The following is a 21,716-nucleotide window of genomic DNA, read 5'->3' on the forward strand; positions in this document are numbered from 1 at the left end:
TGAAAGGGCAACAAATAATAGCGGGGGGTGGTTAAATGGCTATTTTCAGGGAGTATGTCAATAACGGCAAGGACCGTTCAGCCGAGGACAAAAGGCGGCATAGGGAACTGGTAGAAGAGTCTATTAAAAAGAATATTGGCAATATAATTGCTGAAGAAAGTATAATAGGTCAGAGTAAGGATAAGAAGATCAAAATACCTATAAAGGGAATCAAGGAGTACCAGTTTGTATATGGAAATAATGGTACTTCAGCCGGTTCGGGTGATGGCAGTGAAAAGAGAGGAGACAGGATCGGCGAGGACAAAGCAGGAAAAAGTGGGAAAGGTGATGGCCAGGCTGGTAATCAGGAAGGTGAGGATATTTATGAGACAGAGGTTACAATTGAAGAGTTGATTAATTATCTTTTTGATGATTTAAACCTTCCTGACATAGATAAGAAGAAAATGGCTGAAATCGAGTCTATTCGAAGTTTTAAGAATCTGGGATATCAGCGCAAGGGTATTCCTCCAAGGCTTGCGAAAAAGCGTTCTGTTATAGAGAAGATTAAGAGGAAGCAAGGTTTTAAGCGTAATCACGAAGAGAATGATGATATTGAAAACCCTGAAGATGATGTTTTGGAAACTGAAAACGATCCGCAAAATAAGAGATTTCCTTTTATGGAGGATGATTTAAGGTACAGAAGAGTGAGGGAAGACCATAAGAAGGACTTTAATGCAGTTGTTATCTGTATTATGGACGTTTCTGGCTCTATGGACCAGACTAAGAAGTATATGGCAAGAAGTTTTTATTTCCTTCTATACCAGTTTATCAGGCTGAAGTATTCAAATGTGGAAGTTGTATTTGTAGCTCATACTACTACCGCAAAGGAAGTAAACGAGAATGAATTCTTCCATAAGGGAGAATCTGGTGGAACCTATATCAGCAGCGGTTATGAAAAAGCCCTTGAAATAGTTGAGCAAAGGTATAATCCTGCAAGTTGGAATATATATGCTTTTCACTGCAGTGATGGGGACAATTGGTTCGAGGATAATAAACGAGCTGTGGAGTTAGCCCAAAAGCTATGTGAGGTTTGCAACCTGTTTGGATATGGGGAAATTGTACCGGGCTACTATTCTTCAGCAAGTACTATTAAAAGCGAATATCAAAAAAACATTAATAAGGAGAATTTCTCCATTATTACGATGACAAGGAAAGAAGACATCTTTACCGGTTTAAAGAAACTTCTCGACAAAGAGGGAGAATAACCGGAGCCGGGGGTGATAATATGACTGATTACAGCATTAGTGAGCTGCATGAATGGAATAAGAAAATCGAAGAGATCGCCGGAAAGTTTGGACTTAACTATTATGAGCAGGAATTTGAAATATGCAGTTTCGAAGATATGATTGGGTATGAAACTTACGTAGGTATGCCATCTCATTATCCCCACTGGAGTTATGGGAAGCACTACGAGAGAACCAAAACATTGCACAAATATAATATGTCAGGGCTTCCTTATGAGATGGTCATTAATTCCAACCCATGTCTTGCTTACCTGATGAAAGATAATACGTTGCTTTTGCAGATATTGACAATAGCACACGTTTATGGACATAACGATTTTTTTAAGAATAACAGGCTCTTTAAGCTTGGAACCCGGGCAGAAAATACAGTGGAGATGTTCAAAAACCATGCAAACAGGATCAGGGAATACATTCAGGACCCGGGCATTGGATATGCCAGGGTTGAGAAGATTCTAAATGCTGCTCATGCAATAAAATATCAAATATCAAGGACAATCGGTGAAAAGAGGCTAACTGAAGAGCAGAAAAAGAAAGATGCCCTCCAAAGGATGGCGAAACCTAAGAGTGAATACCGATTATTAGAGCCTAAGGGTAAAGAAGAGGAGCCAATGCCGGATTTCAGGAAAATTCCTTTCGAACCCGATGAGGATATGCTTTTATTCATTATGAACTACGGAAAGCTGACAAGCTGGGAACGAGACATTATAAATATTGTCAGGGAAGAAACACTATATTTTATACCACAAATTGAGACAAAGATAATGAACGAAGGTTGGGCTAGCTTCTGGCATTACACAATTCTTAACGAATTGCACCTTCCACAGGGTCTGCATATGGAATTTTTAAAGAGACACAATCAGGTTATAAGACCTCATTTGGGTCAGCTAAATCCTTATTATGTGGGTTTCAAGATATTTGAGGATCTTAAGAATAAACATAGCGACAATCCCAAGAAGATATTTGAAGTCAGAGAGGTTGAAAGAGACCAGTCCTTTATAAGAAGGTATCTGACTCGGGAACTTTGTGAAGAGATGAACCTTTTTGAATATGTGAAGCTTGGGAACAATTATGTAATAACTAATGTTTCGGACGAAGACGGATGGAAAGAGGTGCGGGATACAATAGCCAACAGTGCTGGCACATCAGGTATTCCTGTAATTAAAGTTCTCGAATGGGTACAAAGTGATAATATGCTTATTTTAGAACATGAATATGATGGAAGAGATTTAGATCTTGGCTATGCTTATGAGACTTTAAAACATGTAGTTGATTTATGGGATGGAAAAGTAATGTTAGTAACAAAGCTTGATAATAAAAGAAAAGTAATAGCGTGCGATGAGCACAAGAAGGTAACGTTAGCAGATGCTTAAGAAATTTTTAGCTACGCTTCAATATATTTAATGGTGGGATGTGGAAGGTTTAGCTATGGCTTGATGTCATAGCTAATTCTATGTAGACAATAGGTTTAGGTAAGTGTAAAATACTCTTGTAAATATGTTTTTTAATTTTATAAGAGTTGTTTAATTAATGAGTGCAATATTACATTAACTTTACCTAAAGACCATTTGGCAGAAAATAAGCCTAATGTATAAATGGTAACGGAAATTATTTCTAAAAGTTTATTAGATAATCTTTTTAAAGGAGAAAGGCTATTTGTTTAATCATAAAAATTCTGATAGGTATCCTTATTGCTTTTTGATATATTACGCTTTAAACTTTATGGCTACGGCAGTATTTGGGGTATTTATGCCTGTCTACCTGAAGAGCCTTAATTATAATAATGGACAGATAGGAGTTTTGTTGGCATTAGGATCTTTTGTTGCGCTATTCGCGCAACCTGTTTGGGGCGTTGCAAGTGATAGGGCAAAAACAAAGAACAGCATTTTAATGTTCTTATTGTTTAGCAGTAATGCAATCATCATTCTCTTTAGGCTTTCAACCAACTATTACTATATCTTTTGCTTATTGATAATATTGGCGTTTTTTCAGACACCAATTAATGCTATAAGTGATGCCATTACATTGGAACATATGGCTGGAACAAGGTGGAAGTTTGGGCCGATAAGATTTGCGGGAACTATGGGGTATGCATGTATTGCAGTTATCGCAGGTATCATGGTTAAAAAGAATATAAACGGGATCTTTTTTCTTTCGTTTATTATAGGATTAGTTGTATTTATTGTGTCTTTTTCAATGCCCAGGGTTCAAGGCCACCAGTCAAAGGCCAATAAGATTTCCATTATGCAACTTTTTAAAAACCGTGAGCTGATGATACTTATATTTTTTACAGTTACAGTACATATTACGCTGTCATTTTATAATGCGTTTTTTTCAATTTACTATAAAGATATGGGTGCTGACAGTACCCTTCTAGGATGGGCAATATTTATCGCTTCAGTTAGTGAAGTATTTTTCCTGTTTAAGGGTGACAAAATAATAGAAAAGCTTGGGATAAGGAATACTCTGCTTGGAGCGGCAATTATAGCTGTAATAAGATGGCTTCTGCTTGGAGTTGTAAGCAATATATATATAATTCTAGTAATGCAGGTGCTGCACGGATTTATTTATATAGTACTTTCATATTCAATGGCTAATTATATAAACAAGGAAGTACCTAAAGAACTAAAAGCATCTGGTCAGACTTTAAATTCTGTAATAACTGCGGGGTTTTCGAAGTTAATAGGGAACATCGGAGGCGGAATGCTTAGCGATGTTATTGGAATAAGGCAGGTATTTCTGTTAGGATCTTTAATTATTTTGTTTTCAATAGCTATTTTTTATGGTATATTTATAAAAAATGTCAAACAAACCTAGTCAATTGATAGAGTTGTTATAGAAGTTTATATTAAGTAAGCAATAGCGGAAATAGAAAAATGAAAAAGAAGTATACTAATAACGACAGGAGGCATCTTATGTACAGCTATGAAGATTTAAACCAAACTGCACAGTATATTCAAGGTAAGATAGGTTCTATACCGAAGGTGGCAATTATTTTAGGTTCAGGGTTAGGGCCGCTTGTAGATGATATTAAAAATTGTATTGAAATAGATTATAAGGATATTCCTGGTTTCCCGTTATCAACTGTTGAAGGACATGCTGGCAAGCTTGTCTGCGGAGAAATTGGAAACAAGCCTGTAATTGCTATGAAAGGCCGATTTCATTACTATGAAGGATATGACGTTTCGCAAGTGGTTATTGCAATAAGAATTTTTAAACTGCTGGGCATTAATAATCTGCTTGTTACAAATGCAGCAGGGGGGATTAATAAGTCTTTCAGCCCGGGTGACCTAATGATAATTAAAGACCATATAAGTTTTTTTGCACCATCTCCGCTACGAGGAAAGAATTTTAACGAATTTGGACCAAGGTTTCCTGATATGAGTGAGGCTTATAGCAAAAAACTTAGAGAGGTATTGAAAAAAGCTTCTGAAGAAGTAGGGGTAAAAATGCAGGAAGGTGTTTATGCTTTTACACAGGGACCAATGTATGAAACTCCGGCGGAAATTAGAGCTTTAGGTATTTTAGGAGCGGATGCAGTTGGAATGTCAACAGTGCCTGAGGTTATAACTGCAAGGCATGCTGGAATGAATGTTATGGGTATATCATGCATTACAAATATGGCTGCAGGTATATTAAATCAACCGCTAAATCATGAAGAGGTAATGCAAACAGCTAAACAGGCAGAAAGGAATTTTACCTGCGTAGTGAAAAGAGTTATAGATAGTTGGCCTGAATAATTGAAGATTTTAATTTTAAATATGGAGGTATTGTTGAATGAAGAGTATGATTCGTGATATTAACTTGGCTGAATCAGGAAAGCAAAAAATTGAATGGGTAAGAAAAAATATGCCTATATTAAGGAGTCTTGAGGAGGAATTTTCCAAGACTAAACCTTTCTTTGGTGTAAGAGTTACAGTGTCCGTGCATCTTGAAGCAAAAACAGCATACATGGCAAAAGTTTTTGCCGCTGGTGGCGCCGAAGTATCGGTTACGGGAAGCAACCCGTTATCTACCCAGGATGATATTGCTGCAGCTTTAGCAAGTGATGGACTCGATGTATATGCATGGTACGGAGCAACTAATGAGGAGTATGAAAAGCATTTAAACCAAGCACTCGGATATAAGCCTAATATTATTATAGATGACGGAGGGGACCTGATTCATCTTCTACATACATCAAGAAGCGAATTGCAGCCGCATATAATGGGAGGCTGCGAAGAGACAACAACCGGGATTATAAGGTTAAAAGCTATGGAAAAAGAAGGAGTTCTGAAGTTTCCGATGGTAGCTGTAAATAATGCTTATTGCAAATACCTTTTTGATAATAGATATGGTACCGGCCAATCTGTGTGGGACGGAATCAATAGAACAACCAACCTTATTGTAGCTGGAAAAGATGTTGTAGTTGTAGGTTATGGATGGTGTGGAAAAGGAATAGCTATGAGAGCGAAGGGTATGGGAGCAAACGTAATTGTTTGTGAAATTGACCCAATTAAAGCCGCTGAAGCAATTATGGACGGTTTTAAAGTAATGCCGATGAACGATGCAGCAAGTCGTGGAGATATTTTTGTTACAGTTACAGGATGTAAACGAGTTATTCATGGTGAGCACTTCAAGGTAATGAAGGATGGCGCTATTTTGTGTAATGCAGGCCATTTTGATGTGGAAATTTGCTTGCCTGAGTTAGAGGAAATGACCGAAGAGAAAAAGGAACAGAGGAAAAATATAATGGGCTACAGGCAAAAAGACGGAAGGTGGATTAATATACTGGCTGAAGGTAGGTTGGTTAATCTGGCGGCTGGAGATGGTCATCCGGCTGAGATTATGGACATGAGTTTTGCCCTTCAAACTCTATCGGCAGAGTATATGGTTAAGAATTACAATAAGCTTGGATGCAGAGTTGTTGATGTTCCTGATGAGATTGATAAGAGAGTGGCAAATATGAAACTTAAGTCCTGGGGCGTTAAAATAGACGAGCTTACAGAAGATCAAATAAAATATATTGGAAGTTGGGCGTAAGAATTATTTTTAGAAGGGCTGTTGAAAAAATATTTTACTTTTCATATATTCTGGGTTTGAAAATTCAGACATTATGAAGGAATAGGATGTATTTTGCAACAGCCCGCTAATTAGAAAAGAGGAAAAAAGTGAACATATTAATCAAACATATAGATGTATTAACCTGTGATGAAGAAAACAAGGTTATTAAGGATACCAATATAGGTATAAAAGAGAATTACATAGATTTTATTGGTGGAAATGAAGAAAAGCTTAGGGAATTTAAAGCAGATAAAGTCATTGATGGAAGGAATAAGCTTGCAATGCCAGGGCTTATCAATACGCATACTCATTGTGGAATGACTATATTGAGAAATTATGCCAATGACCTTCCATTGGAGGATTGGCTGTTTAATAATATCATTCCTACAGAGGCTAAGTTAACCGAAGAAGACATATACTGGGGAACAATGCTTGGAATGGCTGAAATGATAAAGTCGGGTACAACTACATTTACTGATATGTATTACCATATGGATACTGTTGCAAAAGCGGTTGAAGAAACAGGCATGAGAGCTAATTTATCGAGGAATGCTTTTAAGTTTATAGGCAGTGAAAGTGAAATGGTAAGAAATCAGGTTCCGGTATGTGTCGAATACTTTAAGAATTGGCATAACAAGGCCAATGGGAGAATGAAGGTTTATGTTGAGATTCATTCGGTTTATCTGTGTGATGAGGATGGTTTAACTGAATCAGCACAGCTTGCAAAGGAACTTGGAACCGGTATTCACATACATTTGCTTGAGACTCTTCATGAGCGGGAGGAAGGTATCAAACGCTATGGTGCAGATCCTATAGAAGTATGTTCTAGGGCGGGTGTATTTGATGTTCCTGTAATTGCAGCTCACTGTGTTCATTTGTCTGATGATAATTATGATGTATTGAAAAGTAAAGGGGTTAGCGTAGCGCATAACCCGACAAGTAATTTAAAACTTGGAAGCGGAATTGCAAATGTGCCTTTAATGATGAAGAAAGGAATAAATGTTGCGTTAGGCACGGATGGTGCTGCAAGCAATAATAACCTTAACATGTTTGAAGAGATGCATATAGCTGCTCTAATACATAAAGGTGTTCAAATGCAGCCTACACTAGTAACTGCAGAGGAAGTACTGAAAATGGCTACTGTAAACGGTGCAAAGGCTACGGGATTTGGAGGAGAAATCGGGCAAATAAGGGAAGGGCTTAAGGCGGACATTTTATTGATTGATATGGATAAAGCACATATAGCACCGGTAAATGACTATATACCGGCTCTGGTTTATTGTGTGCAAGGTTCGGATGTTGACACGGTAATTATAGATGGTAATATTTTAATGGAGAATAGAGTTCTTAAAACAATTGATGAAGAAAAGGCAAAAAACAAAGTAAAAGAGATTTCCAAAAGAGTGTTAAACAAGTGATAAAATCTCATTTTGCTGCGGCTACTGAGAGTAGGTGTTTATTTGATAAGAATTATTGCTGTTACAAAGGATCTAAAACTGAGAAAAGGTCTAAAAATCGCAGATCTCAAGGATAGCAATATTCAATGGTATTGGGTGGATTTTGAAGCTCCTGATGAAAAAGAAATCAAGTATTTGAGCGATTATTTTCACTTCCATCATCTATCAATTGAAGATTGTCTCCAGTTTTTGGAGAGACCAAAGCTTGACTATTGCGGTACATATAACTTTCTGGTTTTACATGCTTTAAATCAAGATACATTGGCAGCGGAAGAGGTTGATGTATTTATCGGGAAAAATTATGTTGTCTCATTTCATAAGCAACCATCGGATGAAATCCAATCTGCATGGAATCAGGTGGAAGAAGACAAGGAACTATGGGCTAAAGGCCATAACTACATAATATACTTAATTTTGGATAAGATTATTGATGAATATTTTCCGGCCATTTATAGGATAGAAGATTATTTGTCCGAGATAGATGACAATGCACGGCGAAACTCAGTTAAAGAGTTGATTAACGAGGTGTTTGAGGTTCGAGGTGAGTTACTAAAGTTAAGAAGAATAGTTAACTCCATGAGAGATTTATTATATAGGATTATAAATTCGGACCATGCAGAAGGGTTCAAGGAAGGTAAACTGTATTTTACAGATATCTATGATCACCTAATCAAGCTGTCTGAAATGATAGAATCAAACAGAGATGTAACTTCTGACCTTAGAGATAGTTACCTTTCGGTTATGTCCAACAGGATGAATACAATAATGATGATACTTACTGTAATTACGACTATATTTATTCCACTTACATTTATAGCAGGTATATATGGGATGAATTTTGAATATATGCCTGAATTAAAATGGCGTTATGGGTATTTTGTTGTAATGGGATTTATGGCTTTGATTGCATTGGTTATGACTCTGTGGTTTAAGGTGAAGGGTTGGTTTAATATTTACAAATAAGATGCTGATAAACTTTTGTTTAAAAAACTACCAATTTCATTATCGAACTTGACAAAATTCAATTTTAGAATTACCATTATTGTATGAAAAGCATATAAGCCACTGTGGCTCAGGGGTAGAGCAATTCACTCGTAATGAATAGGTCGAGGGTTCGATTCCCTCCAGTGGCTCCACACTAAAAGTCTGAAACTTAAATGGGTTTCGGACTTTTTTGTTTAAAATGAGTTTGTTGACATAAATACAATGTGGGGAACAAATGGGGAACGGAGATATTAAAAGTTATTAAAAGATACAAAAGGAAATTAAGCCTTTTTACTCATTTTCTTCTTCGGGGTCAATATACTTTCCATCATATCAGTTGCTTGTTTATCGGCTGTCTGAAGAGCGTGAGCGTAAATATTCATAGTGGTTGATGTGTTTGCATGTCCTAATCGGCTTGATACTGCTCTAACATTAAGACCTTTGTGAATCAACAATGTGGCTGCAGTATGGCGTAAGCAATGAAATTTTATTACCGGCAGCAAGTACTTTTCTTTTTGATTTTTTGGTATGTTTTTGTCTGAGTGCACTTTTTCATTATAGTCCTCAAGGAACTTCTTAAACCACTTTGTGGGGGTGTCTGGATGCATTATTTCGCCATTCAATTGTGTAAATACCCAGTCATCACCTTTCCATTGATCGCCCGACTCCAATCTCTCCTGGGACTGGAATTGCTTATACGATTTAAGCAGATCTTTTACTGATGAAGGAATTGCAATTTTTCTCAATGAACTTTTAGTCTTTGGCTCTTTTATAGATACGCCTTTTCCAGGGACATACTGAGCCGAGTATCTAACGTCAATAATACAGTTCTTTAGATCAACATTTTCCCATTTTAGTGCGACTAATTCGCCACGCCTTAAACCTGTGACAGTTCCTAGTAAAACAAGGACCTTATATTTTAACTGTTCACTTTCTAATGTCTCTAATAATAAGGCTGTTTTTTCTTCATCAAAAGTTCCAGCTTCCTTTTTTCTTACCTTTGGAGGTTTAACCCTGGAGGCAGGATTTGAGATAATAAGTTGCCATTGCATTGCATCCTGAAGGATACTTGAAATTATCCTGTGATATTTCTGTATTGTGGGTTCAGATAAAGTATCTCCCTTACCATCTTGCCTTATGCCAGGCTCTGCTAAGTTGTTATAAAATTCTATTAAGTGGTTCGGCTGAATTCTATCAAGCTTTAGATGACCTAAAGTCGGTATGATTCGGTTATTCAACATGATTTTATAACAGTGTAGTTTTTTGGGTTCAAGTTGCTTTTCTGCATAATCAATAACCCAGCGATCAATGAACTCTTTAAAGGTTATCTTACCAGTGTCTAAGTATGTACCGTTTTTAACTTCATCTTCAAAAAGTGTTGCTTGTCGCTGCAGTTCCTTCTCAATTTGTTTGGGCGTCATTCCTGGATCCAATGTGATTGACTTACGTTTTTTATCTTTCTTTCCAGTATAGTCGGTTCCGTTGGTTACTGTTATACGGTAGCTGTTATTACCGCGTTTTTCAATACTTGCCATTGTATTTTTACCTCCTATAATTACTTTTTAGTTTTCTTTTTTTGCCTACATTCTTGTGTTTTAGTGCGATGGTACTCCCTTTTACAGTTATTACATATCTTTGTACTTGCGTGTCCAATTTCAAAGAGGTCTTTACACATGTCACAGAATCTGACACCCTTAAAACCTTTGGTTGTCATTAATATAGCCAATTGAAAATAAGCTACAGAAAAAGAAAATGAGCAGAAAGAAATTGAACAGGTGCTATCTCAAAAAGAGTTTAAAGTGGATATGAAGAAGACACAAATGCTAAGAAGTTATTCAAATGATAGCAAATTAAATGAAAAAGCCATATATCAAATTTTATCTGGTGAGATAAATAAAAAGCCAAAATCAACAAATCCACCAATTAAAATAAAACATAAGGTTTATTCGAAGTTTTTTTCTCCAGATGCTAAATCGAATGAAATTGAAAAGGTGGTGGAAGAAGCACTTGAACTGTATTTTGAAATGCATCCTGAAAGGAAGGAGGTTAATTCATTTTGAGAAAAGATGAAAAGTTAAAGACGATCTATGAAACTATTGCTCTACATATCACAAGAAATGAAAACAGTTGGCGAGATTATCTAAGGTTTGCAGCAACATTATATAAATATAGTTTTGATAACACGCTGCTTATATTTGCTCAGAATCCAAATGTAACAATGCTTGCACCAACAGCTATATGGAATAGAGTTGGAAGATATGTTAATAAAGGTTCTACAGGGATTGCAGTATGTGAATATGAGAATGCAAGAATTTTGTTGCTAACTGAAGATATGATTTTATCGTATCATTCCTTTTTTCTTGCTCTCCAAGATGCTGTTCATAGGAATGTAGATTTTCCCGAAGAGACTTAATTTGGATATTATCTGCTTCATTTTTGATTACGAAAATATGGGCAGTATTAGCTGCTGATGCAATCAAATTAAGAAGCGCTTTTCTTTGGACACAGTTACAAGTGAGCTTTGGACTCTTTTGCTTTCCTTCTTTAATATATTGAGCAATAAACTCTTCTGAGAGTTTTTCTATGTCAAATAGCGCTGCTTCATGTTGCAGATCGCGGAACCTTTCATTGTAATGCCATATTGTAGACTGAGAGTAACCTTTTGCTTTGACCAGCAATTTTCCTTTCTTAATTAGTTCTGAAATAGGGATACTTTTCAGCTCTTTCGATAGATTTATATGGTCAGATATTTGATGCATATTATCACTTCCGTTTTAGCATCATATACGAAAGTATCGCCAAGCTTTAGTCAAATTATTCCGTACTTTTTAAAAAGTGTGCAGATTTCAGGCGGCTTTGCTGTATGCATCACCGATAATCATTTCTACGGCATAATCCGAAATTATGCCGAATACAGTATAATTATGATAATCTTAAAACAGGTGTGGTTAAAGCATCATGGTTTTCACCAACAATTAATAAAACATATCATGAAATGGCTGAACATTACGGAACTGCAGTAATTCCTGCTAGAGTAAGGAAGCCAAAAGATAAGCCAAATGCCGAAGGTGCTGTTGGAGTTATTTCCACTTGGATAATTGCAGCTTTGAGGAATCATAAATTCTTTTCATTAAAAGAACTGAATGAAGCCATCAGAGAAAAACTGGAAGAGTTCAACAGCAAGCCTTTCCAGAAAAAACCGGGATGCAGGCTAAGTGTCTTTATCGAAGAAGAAAAAAACGCACTGCTGCCACTGCCCGCAACCCCATACGAATTAGCATATTGGAAAACAGCTACCGTACAGTTCAATTATCACATAACTACGGATAAAATGCACTATTCAGTTCCATATGAATATTTAAAGCATGAAGTGGATATCAGGATTACAAGAAAAATAATTAAGGTCTTTTACAATAACCTTCGTATTGCTTCTCATGTCAGGCTTTACGGAATTCCTGGACAATACAGCACTTTCCCAGAGCATATGCCGCCGAACCAGCAGAATTATGTTGCATGGAATTCTGAAAGATTTATTTCTTGGGCAGAAAGTATAGGAATAAATACTGTCACAGTAGTTAAATCAATACTTTTGTCGCATAAAATCGAACAGCAAGGATATAAGTCCTGCGTTGCGCTCTTGAAGCTTGCTGACAAATATTCGGTAATCCGAGTGGAGGAAGCCTGTAAGAAAGTTTTATCCTACACCCCCAATCCAAGCTACAAAAGTGTTCAAACCATTTTACTGACAGGCCAGGATAAAATAAAGCAGGAAAAGGAAGATCTAAAATCTAAGAACGAAAATCTAAGAACGAAAATGCCGCACAGTATGGATTTACAAGGGGAGCAGGATATTACTGAGGTAAGGCGAATGACAAATAACACAACGGTTTCAAAATTATATGAAATGAGTCTTACTGGGATGGCTGATTCCTTCAGAGATCAGTTCAAAGACACATCTATCCATGAGTTAAGTTTTGAAGAAAGGTTCGGCCTTATCGTTGACCTAGAATGGTCAAGAAGAAAAAGCAACCGACTTATAAAGCTGATAAAGAGTTCAAGCTTCAGATTTAACAATGCCTCGATAGAAGATATTGAATATCATGCTGATAGAAAGCTTGATAAGGCACTGATAACAAAACTTTCAACCTGCAACTACATTCAGGAAAAACACAATGTAATAATCATGGGAGCTTCAGGAAACGGAAAGTCATACATAGGCTGAGCTTTGGGTATAGCCGCTTGTCGAAATTATTATACAGTCAAATATGTAAGACTGTCGGAACTCTTGGACGAACTTGCTATAGCTAGAGGGGAAGGAATTTTCAAGAAGGCTATTCAACAGTATAAAAGCGTAAGCCTTTTAATTCTCGATGAATGGCTGCTTGTGCCGTTAAGAGGCGTTGAAGCCAGAGACTTGCTGGAAATAATAGAGGCACGACATCAAGTTGGTTCGACAATTTTCTGTTCCCAGTTTGCTCCGGGTGGTTGGCATGAAAAGATTGGCGAAGATACTCTTGCTGATGCAATATTGGATAGAATTGTACATGATTCATATACAATCCATATTGATGGTAAGGTATCCATGCGGGAAAAGAAGGGCTTGCAGGATAAAAACAAGTGATATCCTGATAAAAGACTACCGGTCAAGACAATTACAATCCTCACGATACAAAATTCGACAATATTTTACACCATATAACGTAAATTACAAGAAAAATAATGTAAAATATGGTTGATTATGAACAACAAATATGGTAACATAGCTAATAAATAATCCCACGAGACAGATTGTTTTTGGCAGGACACCTGTCTCATGGGAATCCCAAGCCCCTACACAAATGGTAGGATGTATTGATTATACTCCTCCGTGGGATGTTTGTGAAGGGAGAACTGAAAAAGGAGGAAAAGATAATTAATACTATTCATCCCCTGAGATCAAGAAAGTTTGAAAATTTTAGGAGGGCATATTATGAGCGTAAGATTAAAACATAATAAAAAAGTAGTTAGTAGTATAATTGCTCTAGTAATAGCTTGTTGTTCTAGTTTTATGGCGTTTGCGGCAACTTATATTTACTATTCCAATGGTTATATAAGTTCGACAATTCCAATTGAAAATCGTGTTTCGTATAGCGAATTTGATACTGCAATTAGTGCGTGGAATGGAACTTCGACACCCGCATATATTTATACCGTTCCTGGTTCTGGTAATAACTGGATGATTGACAATCTTTATGCTACAACTTGGCAGGCTCTATATACACCTGTAAATTTACAGTATATAGTATTTGGCAGAGCTACAAAATTTAAAATTGAATTGAACCGTAAATATTTGGTGAGTTGTACCTCAAACGAAAAGACATGGACAATGGTTCATGAACTAGGACATGCACTTACTTTAGGGGATAATCCTTCAAATACGACTACTCCAGATGCTTCAATAATGAATTATGGATCTAATAGACAAAATTATACTCCGCGCGCAGATGATATAACGGGAGTAAATGCTACTTATTAAATTTTAGAAGGAGGATTTTTAATATGAAATACAGGATATATATAGTTTTCGCAATACTCTGCAGTTTTGTTCTTGCATTGCAGTTAACAGGTTGTTCTATGGAGCAATCAAGCGCAAGTTATCCTATGTATGCAGATGAAGATGCGATAATTAATACGGCTGATATAATCGTTTTGGGAGAAGTAGTTAAAGAGAATAAGGCCCAAAAAATAAACATTAACCCAAATAAGAATCGAACTGAGAAAGAAAAAGAAGATGACCTTGTAATATATACTGTATCTGATGTAAAAGTAAGCGAAGTAATCAAGGGTAATGTTAAAGTTGGAGATGTTATCCAGATTAAGCAACTTGGTGATAAAGATGGTATAGGCAATAGAGAAGTTTTAAATAATGGTGGATATTATAAAAAAGGAAGCCAATTTTTATTTTTCCTAGCAAGTTTTGAAGATATTTTACCTGGTACACCATATGAAACACTAACTCCAGCTCTTGGGCAAATAGAAATTAATGGCAATAAGTCAAAAGTAAATAAAGAAAATAATATTTTCAAAGACGGAATAGATAAAGATGAATTAGTAAACCATATAAAGGCAAAAACGAACAAAAAGTAGCAACATTATGAATTCATAATGTAAATATTTTTACTTTGGTTCATCTCTTTATAATAGTTTCTGATATGGGTATTTATTCTATTCTACTTTGAACAGAAACATCGCTTTACAAGTTAAATAATTTGTAGAGCGGTGTTTTTTGAGTATCTAAAACTTGTAAGTAGAACATTAAGTGCCCTTACTCAGCACTATTTGAATTCTGCATAGGTATGATTTTTGAGATCATGGATTTATAAGGCAACGCTTTCAAAGTTTTTTGTTTTGGGGGGTCGACTCGTTCTGGAGGATGACAGTTGGAGCAAGTATTGTACTTCATTGCATATTCATGTTTTCATTCACCTTTGCAAGTTATATTAGTTTGGAGCGGTTTGCAGGTAGTGATATTAGTTTTTTTACCAACTTCGAGGCTTACTGGGGTCCGACAGAACGTTCACTCATTGAAACAACATACCGTCTTCCCCGCAGCATCGTCGATGTTAGCAGTACCTTTGTTTTGAAGAACACTGCACAGGTCGAAAAGAAGCTTCGTACTGTAAGTAGCAATGATAGCTTCTGTTTTGCCATCATCCAAAGCAACAGTGACCGCTTTGTTGGAACAGATCTTAAAGCAAAACTGGGCGTACTTCCCCCCGGAAGCAGTGTATTTCTCATAGGTCGGTATAATCAGGATATCACCCCGTTCTTATCTGACGATCTTCAGATTCGCAACGACATACATACAGAAAGAAGAATCATAACATATTCACAGCGTAAAGACCTGCAGATCGAGTTCATGTCTGCACACAAATCGAAAGGACTTCAAGCCGACTATGTCTTTATTATCAACAATCGGAATGAACGTCTTGGATTTCCCAGTAACATACAGGATGATAGACTGCTCGAATTGGTTCTGGAGAAGAAGGAAGAATACTCCCACGCGGAAGAACGCCGCTTGTTCTATGTTGCTATGATACGCGCAAGGAAATTTGTTTGGTTTGTAGCCATTAAGGATAAGAAGTCAATATTTTTGTCCGAAATCGAAAGAACGTACGGCGAAAAGATTAAGGATGAAGCACGAAAATGCCCATCATGCAATAGCGGCAGATTGGTGTATCGCAAGGGGCAATACGGTACATTTTGGGGTTGCTCAAACTATCCAGACTGTAAACATACCCAAAAAGCAGTTTGATCATTATTAACGAAAACCACCTATTAATTTAGAGGGTAAAGAAGTAAATTTAATTGAAAGAGTGCATTTAGGAGACGGAACAGGGATCCTTTGGAAACAAACAAAGAATTAATATCTAGGTATCATAATTATTGAAGCGCCAAAACATTTAAGAAATTAGTAATTAAGTGGTGGTGGGTGTCAAAATGAGCCAATATTCAAATTTTGAAAAATTCTCTGGAGGTATTTCGTACTTTTGCATATCAGTAGGGTGCGGAACTATTTTTAAGTTTGTTTTTAATCATATAGGCACTATAACAAAATCACAAGGATTAGGTTCAATTGCTGGAATTACTGTAGTTGTATTAATCTTTGCTTCTATTATTCGAATTCAAAGATCCGATAATAAGCAATTCCAAATCAAAATTAAAGAACTCCAAAAAGAGAGAGATGCTTATGCTAAAGTAACATTTCAACTTATAAAGAAGGAATATAACGAAAAGTTTTATATAGCAATAGAAGAAGACGATTTTGAAGCATTAGAGAAACTTATACCTCCTGAAGAATTTTTGGATGGTTTAAAGGATGGCTTTGTAGAATTCAAAAAAGTCCATAATAATGCTAAGACCTAGATTCACGCTGTGAATAGAACTTATTTAATATTAGTATTTAGGACGATAAAGGAAATTGTTATAGAGCTAACATGTATAAAAGTGCATTTTGAGTAGTTGAATGTTAAGTTAAAATCGTCCAGTAAGCATAGACTTTCATGTCAATAGACTGATTAATACATTAGCGTTGCATTAAATCTATAATAAAAAGTCAATGTAAATAATTTGCTGGCATAGCCTTCACATAGAAGGGAATTCTGCCACATGCTAGAGAAAAGGGGAGTGACCACCTAAGCCCAAGCAATAAAAAATCAAAAAACTTAATACGATTAACTGACTTTATATCTGCGTAGCACAGCTTCAAATTCTTGTTTCCAATTGAACCTCTTTTGCTTAACTTTAGGCGGTGGCCTTTTAGGGCTCAAGTCCTCTTGAAGCTGTATAAGAGTATTCCAAGGTCCTTTGGCAATAAGCCTTACTGTCTTTAGAAAGTCATGTTTAGTACCTACTAGGATATGCATTAGTAGCAATAAGCAATAAAGTGTAAGTGCTGAGTAAACCTGGTTAAGTACAGCATTAAAGCTGCTTCCAAAGAACTTCTTGATTTTAAGGTGCTGTTTGATCCACTTGAAGAAGGTTTCTATAGTCCACCTTAAACGGTATATCTGGGCGATTTCTTCCGCAGTGAGATCAAAACGGTTTGTAATTATATAAAATAATTCACCGTTTGATGAGTCAATTACTTGGATAGCCCTGATAGGATGATGCATTTGAGTACTTTGACCCCCAAGGATAACTTCTTTGTCAGATAAAATAGACCCACCTTTAAGAACAGCGTTCTCATTCATAACCTTCATGATGGCGTTTTTCTTAAGCCTTGATACAAAGAAGATTCCTTCCCTGCAGTACCTATCAAATTCTTTGTAGTCAAGGTATGCTCGGTCAAAAAGGTATGTTATGCCTGGTTCTTTGACAAAGTTTTTCATTTTCTCTTTGTCATGAATAATACCTTCAGTCATAACAATACTTTCGGGGCATCCAAGAAGTATATCGTAGAGAGTATGAATCTTAACTGCCGCAGTTTTATCTCGATATTCTGCCCAGGGAAATAAAGATATGCAAAGACTTACAGTAGTTGAGTCAAGTGCCTTAAGCATTCCCCAACTTCCTGGGATGATTCGTATTCCGTTATGCTTCTTCAGCTTAGCAAGAGAAGCCTCAAATATCTGTTTAAAAATTACTGTGTCACGTGCTCTATTTGCACGAGATATTTGTGAAGCGCTGATAGTTCCTGTGTACTCCTGAAGTCTTTTGTCTGCTACTATGCCTGCTTCAATATCCCTAAGACAGGTAGTTCCAGTCAGATGAGCATACATCATCGTATTAAGTTGCCGAAGAACAGTGAACTTTTTGGTACCATGTTCAGCACCTGTTTCAGTAATAGCCTTTTCCAAAATGTTCTTTGGTAAAAAGCCTGTTAATGTTTCAAAAATTGTAGTACAATCAGCCATGTTTGTTAGCTCCTTTGTTAATGGATGTGGTTGCTTGGTCGCGAACCCACTTGATATTAACAGAGGGGCTTTCATATTTTCTACAGGTAAATATTATTACTTCAACCAGAAAGTATGGGTTGAAATTTTTAAAAAAACTTTATGCAACATTAATGATGAAGGCTAATTTAAAATATAAAAGAAATAAAAGTATATTTGCATATATTGATCCACCTTATTACAAAGAAGGTCCAGGACTTTACCGATTCTACTTTACTCACAAACAACATGTTGAGCTAGCAAAATTTATAAAGCCCAAATTATTTCCATGGCTGATTAGTTATGATGATGTTGATGAAATCAGAAATATATATGAAAGAAGTTCTTGTATCAATTTATATATGGACTATTCTGTAAAAACATCAAAAAAGGGAAAGGAATTGCTAATCTCTAATCTTACCATACCTCCAATAGCTCAAGATAATGAAATAGAGACTGTAATGTAAATATTATAAATGCCGCTTTCTCGAGGAAATTTATATGGTTAGTTGAAATTTACAAAGGTATACATTTTTGGTTGATTTTAAAAGTGACGAAAGAGTATTTATTTTGTGTTCAGAAAGATTTTAAATGATATGTGAATATATTCAGAAATAGATATGCCTTTTTGAATACAGAATACCCTTACAAAGGAAAACGGATTTATTGTTGCTGACTTCAGTGCCATTGAGGCTCGTTTTTAGTGCGGAACGAATGCGGAACTTAGTAGCAAAAAATCAGTAAAAGTTACTAAATAATAAAAATGGGCAAAAGTTGCAGATGTAGTAATATGAACGAGTGCAACACTTTACCCAAGTTTACAATAAGTAGAGCAATTCACTCGTAATGAATAGGTCGAGGGTTCGATTCCCTCCAGTGGCTCCACACTAAAAGTCTGAAACTTAACGGGTTTCGGGCTTTTTTGTTTGTAGTAGTATTTTGATTTAAAGCCCTGTTTCATTTAGCTCATTTCTGTTGTATAATCATTATATAAGAATTTGCATTGTACTTATAATCAGTTTTCAAAAGCTGTTATTGATGAATTTGTGCCCATTTGAGTAAATGCAGCCAATTCTTAAAATACATAAGATTTTTTAGAGGAGATTTTAATATGGGTTTTATGGATAAGTTGTTTGGTTCAAAAAAAGATCAAGAAGAATTGAAAGAAGTACAGACTGAAGAGAGAAAAGAAGAGGGAAAAGAAGAGGAAGTTAAAATAACAGATGAGAATGAATTAGTTATAAAGCTTTTGAAGAAAAAGCTTTCACAAATAAGTTTTCAGGTAGACGACAATAAAGAAATGGCTGTAATTCCTGCAATTGGCACATCAATCAAGGCTGCAATAAGAGGCAAAAATCAACAGGAAAATGGTATTATAATTCATATAGATTTTAGCATTTCCAATAATGAATTTGGAGACGAAGGAATATTTGAGTCTCTAGCAGGCATTGGAAAGGGAAATAATTTAGAATCGGCTATAGGCAATTGCTTGGATGCCTTTATGGTTAGCGTTTTTAAAGCTGTTTCCGAATCTTTGCAAGACAACCATAACCCAAACCTGGATATAGAAACTACTTCAAACGGCCTTGAAAGAATATGGCATCCGCATGTGGGGCCTATATTGGCACAGGGCTTTGAAGATTTAACAGGTCAAAGTAATGATCGTATTTATAACCTTTTGAAGGATTTAATAATAAAGCGCTTGAATAATAAGAGGTATTATTGGATAAAGGTCTTTGCGTCAAAACAAGTGAATGGAAAGCTGGCTTATCAATGTCTTTTGAACAACAAGCCTTTTTTGGAGGCAGAAAGAATTATTGAAGAATACATAAAAGGTTGGCCTGCAAGTAATAGTTATATGGCAGAAATGCAATATATAGTAATCCGGCAGTCGGACAAATCATGGAATGAGAGCAGAGAAAAGGATATAGAAAAGGAAAACTTTGATAAAAAGTGTGCTGAATATGCAATTAGTGTATTTGAGGACTACAGCCCGGATGATAATGTTGAGGGGCTTATAAATAAAATTGCAGAGTTTACAAAGGACATTAACATGGCATGGGAATTTTATTGGTTTATCCCGGCTATATATTGCCGTGTTTTATTAGGAGGGCCAAAATACTCAGATACGGTCGTATTGGTGTTGCCTGACGATAGGAAAATATATAAGAAGCTCTATGATTTTGAGTCTTATGTAATTGGGGTTGACGTCGTACTTCAAAGAATTCAGACGAATCAAAATCAAGAAAAATTTCAAAAGGTATTATTCCTATCAGACGAATTTAAGGCGTTACAACAGGCGTTAGCGGGTGGAAGCAGGCCTCAGGACCTTCAGGCGGTTCCAATGGTTTTGATGGCACCTTTGAGTTATGTTGTAAAGGACTAGTACTTTTAACGTAACTAATTTCTGATATTTTATAATATAAAAAAGGTGGCATTGGGATGGAAATCTTTATGCCACCTTTTTTAATGTTAAGGGAATTTATATTTTTTGTTCTATGGAATATTGGGTGGGGGATTTTAAATCCTGGATGCAATTATGGACTTTATGTCATTTACCAGGTTGATAGAAGCTTCTATCTCCACTTTTCTTACCGAAACACTTTCAATATTGCATCCGATAGGAATTTCTTTTTCTATTGAAAAATCCAGAAGCTCACTGAAAATAGCCTTTGAAAGTGAAACGTATTTATTCAGAATATCTTCAGAATTCATCAAATCATTTTCAAGCCACCTCGGTATGCTGATTCCCAGCCACTTCATGAATTCGAGCGTTTTTAAAGAACCGCATGGCGAAAAAGTAAAGAGAATAGGAACCATTTCTATATGGTTACTCTTACAGTAATAGTAATAATCCGATAGAAAATCTTTGGCTGCTTCAATATTATAAACGGCTTGAGAAATAAAGTATTTACAACCGCTTTCCAACTTACTTATTATTCTTATATGCTCTTCTCTATTTTTCATATGCCTTTCCGGAATGGCAACTCCGCCTAAAATAAGATTTGGGTTAGTAGCCTTGCAGATTTCATATGCTTGCGATAAACGCAGCGGAACCTTTTGATTTCTAGACGCTGCTCCAACGAAAACAGAAAACATATCCTTCCCTGCATCTGATTTGATAAGTTGGCTGAATTGACTGTGCGAATATTTGCCTACGCATCTGTAAATTATTTTAGGCACCGCTAAATTCTTAAGATACTCGTTGCTATATATTAATGGATCAATGGTTTCTAAAAATGGGAAGGGTCTGCTATCTTCAATTCTGTCCTTTTCGTCCTGTATATCATAGATAACTAAACCATCTATATCGAGATCCTTTATTCTCTCAGTTTGCTTTTCTGATATTTCTTTAATTTTTTCCTGTGAGTTGACCGCTTTTGGAGGGGTCAATCCATAAGTAACAATACCAGGTCTTCTATTTAAAATTTTCTCTTTTAACATCATAATCTCCTTTTGAAGGTTATAGGTAATAGCCAACATTTTATTTTATTATAGCATCATCTTCGGATCTATTGCATACTTTTTTGATAATGCAA

The 21,716-nt window shown here is 36.0% G+C and carries 18 protein-coding genes, 1 tRNA gene and 2 pseudogenes; 18 read left to right on the forward strand and 3 right to left on the reverse strand.

Annotated features, from left to right (window positions below):
• Positions 1-35 precede the first annotated feature (35 nt).
• The 8 genes from yhbH to ACECE_RS0214295 all read left to right on the forward strand — a co-directional run bounded on the left by yhbH (position 36) and on the right by ACECE_RS0214295 (position 8,916).
• Positions 36-1,244 (forward strand): sporulation protein YhbH, encoded by a 1,209-nt coding sequence (gene yhbH / locus ACECE_RS0214260; protein ID WP_010248406.1) that lies wholly within the window; start codon positions 36-38, stop codon positions 1,242-1,244.
• 20 nt (positions 1,245-1,264) lie between these two features.
• Positions 1,265-2,653 (forward strand): SpoVR family protein, encoded by a 1,389-nt coding sequence (locus tag ACECE_RS0214265; protein WP_010248407.1) that lies wholly within the window; start codon positions 1,265-1,267, stop codon positions 2,651-2,653.
• A 283-nt stretch (positions 2,654-2,936) separates the two neighbouring features.
• Positions 2,937-4,097 (forward strand): MFS transporter, encoded by a 1,161-nt coding sequence (locus tag ACECE_RS0214270; RefSeq protein WP_010248409.1) that lies wholly within the window; start codon positions 2,937-2,939, stop codon positions 4,095-4,097.
• Between the two features lie 98 nt (positions 4,098-4,195).
• Positions 4,196-5,020 carry a purine-nucleoside phosphorylase gene (locus ACECE_RS0214275; protein ID WP_010248411.1) on the forward strand — a complete coding sequence of 275 codons (825 nt, stop codon included), beginning with the start codon at positions 4,196-4,198 and terminating at the stop codon, positions 5,018-5,020.
• Between the two features lie 37 nt (positions 5,021-5,057).
• Entirely contained in the window at positions 5,058-6,302 is a 1,245-nt protein-coding gene (locus ACECE_RS0214280) for an adenosylhomocysteinase (RefSeq protein ID WP_010248413.1), read from the forward strand.
• 128 nt (positions 6,303-6,430) lie between these two features.
• A complete protein-coding gene (locus tag ACECE_RS0214285; RefSeq protein ID WP_010248415.1) occupies positions 6,431-7,741 on the forward strand; it encodes an amidohydrolase in 1,311 nt (436 codons plus the stop codon).
• A gap of 42 nt (positions 7,742-7,783) precedes the next feature.
• A complete protein-coding gene (gene corA, locus ACECE_RS0214290) occupies positions 7,784-8,743 on the forward strand; it encodes a magnesium/cobalt transporter CorA (protein ID WP_010248417.1) in 960 nt (319 codons plus the stop codon).
• Positions 8,744-8,841: 98 nt separating this feature from the next.
• Positions 8,842-8,916 (forward strand) — tRNA-Thr (locus tag ACECE_RS0214295).
• A 129-nt stretch (positions 8,917-9,045) separates the two neighbouring features.
• Here the strand turns inward: ACECE_RS0214295 and ACECE_RS0214300 are convergent.
• The gene (locus ACECE_RS0214300; protein ID WP_010248419.1) at positions 9,046-10,299 is read right to left on the reverse strand and encodes a site-specific integrase; all 1,254 of its coding nucleotides are present in this window, start codon (positions 10,297-10,299) and stop codon (positions 9,046-9,048) included.
• 270 nt (positions 10,300-10,569) lie between these two features.
• Between ACECE_RS0214300 and ACECE_RS27590 the strand changes: the two genes are divergently transcribed.
• The 8 genes and pseudogenes from ACECE_RS27590 to ACECE_RS0214340 all read left to right on the forward strand — a co-directional run bounded on the left by ACECE_RS27590 (position 10,570) and on the right by ACECE_RS0214340 (position 16,669).
• Positions 10,570-10,824, forward strand: a complete 255-nt coding sequence (locus ACECE_RS27590) for a hypothetical protein (protein ID WP_010248420.1) — start codon at positions 10,570-10,572, stop codon at positions 10,822-10,824.
• Positions 10,821-11,177, forward strand: coding sequence for a hypothetical protein (locus ACECE_RS0214310; RefSeq protein WP_026073849.1), 357 nt, complete (start codon positions 10,821-10,823; stop codon positions 11,175-11,177). Before ACECE_RS27590 ends, ACECE_RS0214310 begins: the two co-directional genes overlap by 4 nt.
• A gap of 513 nt (positions 11,178-11,690) precedes the next feature.
• Positions 11,691-12,622: pseudogene (locus tag ACECE_RS31815) on the forward strand (Mu transposase domain-containing protein); the annotation flags it as partial.
• Positions 12,623-12,632: 10 nt separating this feature from the next.
• Positions 12,633-13,385, forward strand: a pseudogene (gene istB / locus ACECE_RS27600) (IS21-like element helper ATPase IstB).
• Between the two features lie 348 nt (positions 13,386-13,733).
• Positions 13,734-14,279 carry a zinc metalloprotease gene (locus ACECE_RS29445; protein WP_010248428.1) on the forward strand — a complete coding sequence of 182 codons (546 nt, stop codon included), beginning with the start codon at positions 13,734-13,736 and terminating at the stop codon, positions 14,277-14,279.
• A gap of 23 nt (positions 14,280-14,302) precedes the next feature.
• The gene (locus ACECE_RS29450) at positions 14,303-14,890 is read left to right on the forward strand and encodes a hypothetical protein (protein WP_010248430.1); all 588 of its coding nucleotides are present in this window, start codon (positions 14,303-14,305) and stop codon (positions 14,888-14,890) included.
• A 286-nt stretch (positions 14,891-15,176) separates the two neighbouring features.
• Positions 15,177-16,058: a topoisomerase DNA-binding C4 zinc finger domain-containing protein gene (locus tag ACECE_RS0214335; protein ID WP_010248432.1), complete on the forward strand. Its 882-nt coding sequence runs from the start codon at positions 15,177-15,179 to the stop codon at positions 16,056-16,058.
• Between the two features lie 185 nt (positions 16,059-16,243).
• Entirely contained in the window at positions 16,244-16,669 is a 426-nt protein-coding gene (locus ACECE_RS0214340) for a hypothetical protein (protein ID WP_010248433.1), read from the forward strand.
• A 308-nt stretch (positions 16,670-16,977) separates the two neighbouring features.
• Here ACECE_RS0214340 and ACECE_RS27615 read toward each other — a convergent pair whose 3' ends face one another.
• On the reverse strand, positions 16,978-18,159 hold the full coding sequence (locus ACECE_RS27615) for an IS4 family transposase (RefSeq protein WP_010248434.1): 1,182 nt from the start codon (positions 18,157-18,159) through the stop codon (positions 16,978-16,980).
• A gap of 50 nt (positions 18,160-18,209) precedes the next feature.
• Here ACECE_RS27615 and ACECE_RS27620 point away from each other — a divergent pair, with 50 nt between their 5' ends.
• Both ACECE_RS27620 and ACECE_RS0214355 read left to right on the forward strand, forming a co-directional pair.
• Positions 18,210-18,644 carry a DNA adenine methylase gene (locus ACECE_RS27620; protein ID WP_010248435.1) on the forward strand — a complete coding sequence of 145 codons (435 nt, stop codon included), beginning with the start codon at positions 18,210-18,212 and terminating at the stop codon, positions 18,642-18,644.
• 644 nt (positions 18,645-19,288) lie between these two features.
• Positions 19,289-20,563, forward strand: a complete 1,275-nt coding sequence (locus tag ACECE_RS0214355; protein WP_010248437.1) for a DUF6348 family protein — start codon at positions 19,289-19,291, stop codon at positions 20,561-20,563.
• Positions 20,564-20,697: 134 nt separating this feature from the next.
• Here the strand turns inward: ACECE_RS0214355 and ACECE_RS0214360 are convergent, their stop codons facing one another.
• Entirely contained in the window at positions 20,698-21,621 is a 924-nt protein-coding gene (locus tag ACECE_RS0214360; RefSeq protein WP_010248439.1) for a methylenetetrahydrofolate reductase, read from the reverse strand.
• Positions 21,622-21,716: the final 95 nt, after the last annotated feature.

The organism is Acetivibrio cellulolyticus CD2 (assembly GCF_000179595.2).
Lineage (GTDB): Bacteria > Bacillota > Clostridia > Acetivibrionales > Acetivibrionaceae > Acetivibrio > Acetivibrio cellulolyticus.

What these genes read in the sequence shown, in the direction of transcription:
- ACECE_RS27615 (WP_010248434.1), bottom strand. Translation starts at nt 18,159, where the DNA reads ATGGCTGATTGTACTACAATTTTTGAAACATTAACAGGCTTTTTACCA.
- ACECE_RS0214275 (WP_010248411.1), top strand. Translation starts at nt 4,196, where the DNA reads ATGTACAGCTATGAAGATTTAAACCAAACTGCACAGTATATTCAAGGT.
- ACECE_RS0214340 (WP_010248433.1), top strand. Translation starts at nt 16,244, where the DNA reads ATGAGCCAATATTCAAATTTTGAAAAATTCTCTGGAGGTATTTCGTAC.
- ACECE_RS29450 (WP_010248430.1), top strand. Translation starts at nt 14,303, where the DNA reads ATGAAATACAGGATATATATAGTTTTCGCAATACTCTGCAGTTTTGTT.
- ACECE_RS0214300 (WP_010248419.1), bottom strand. Translation starts at nt 10,299, where the DNA reads ATGGCAAGTATTGAAAAACGCGGTAATAACAGCTACCGTATAACAGTA.
- ACECE_RS27590 (WP_010248420.1), top strand. Translation starts at nt 10,570, where the DNA reads ATGAAGAAGACACAAATGCTAAGAAGTTATTCAAATGATAGCAAATTA.
- ACECE_RS0214335 (WP_010248432.1), top strand. Translation starts at nt 15,177, where the DNA reads ATGACAGTTGGAGCAAGTATTGTACTTCATTGCATATTCATGTTTTCA.
- ACECE_RS0214280 (WP_010248413.1), top strand. Translation starts at nt 5,058, where the DNA reads ATGAAGAGTATGATTCGTGATATTAACTTGGCTGAATCAGGAAAGCAA.
- yhbH (WP_010248406.1), top strand. Translation starts at nt 36, where the DNA reads ATGGCTATTTTCAGGGAGTATGTCAATAACGGCAAGGACCGTTCAGCC.
- ACECE_RS0214360 (WP_010248439.1), bottom strand. Translation starts at nt 21,621, where the DNA reads ATGTTAAAAGAGAAAATTTTAAATAGAAGACCTGGTATTGTTACTTAT.
- ACECE_RS0214355 (WP_010248437.1), top strand. Translation starts at nt 19,289, where the DNA reads ATGGGTTTTATGGATAAGTTGTTTGGTTCAAAAAAAGATCAAGAAGAA.
- ACECE_RS29445 (WP_010248428.1), top strand. Translation starts at nt 13,734, where the DNA reads ATGAGCGTAAGATTAAAACATAATAAAAAAGTAGTTAGTAGTATAATT.
- ACECE_RS0214265 (WP_010248407.1), top strand. Translation starts at nt 1,265, where the DNA reads ATGACTGATTACAGCATTAGTGAGCTGCATGAATGGAATAAGAAAATC.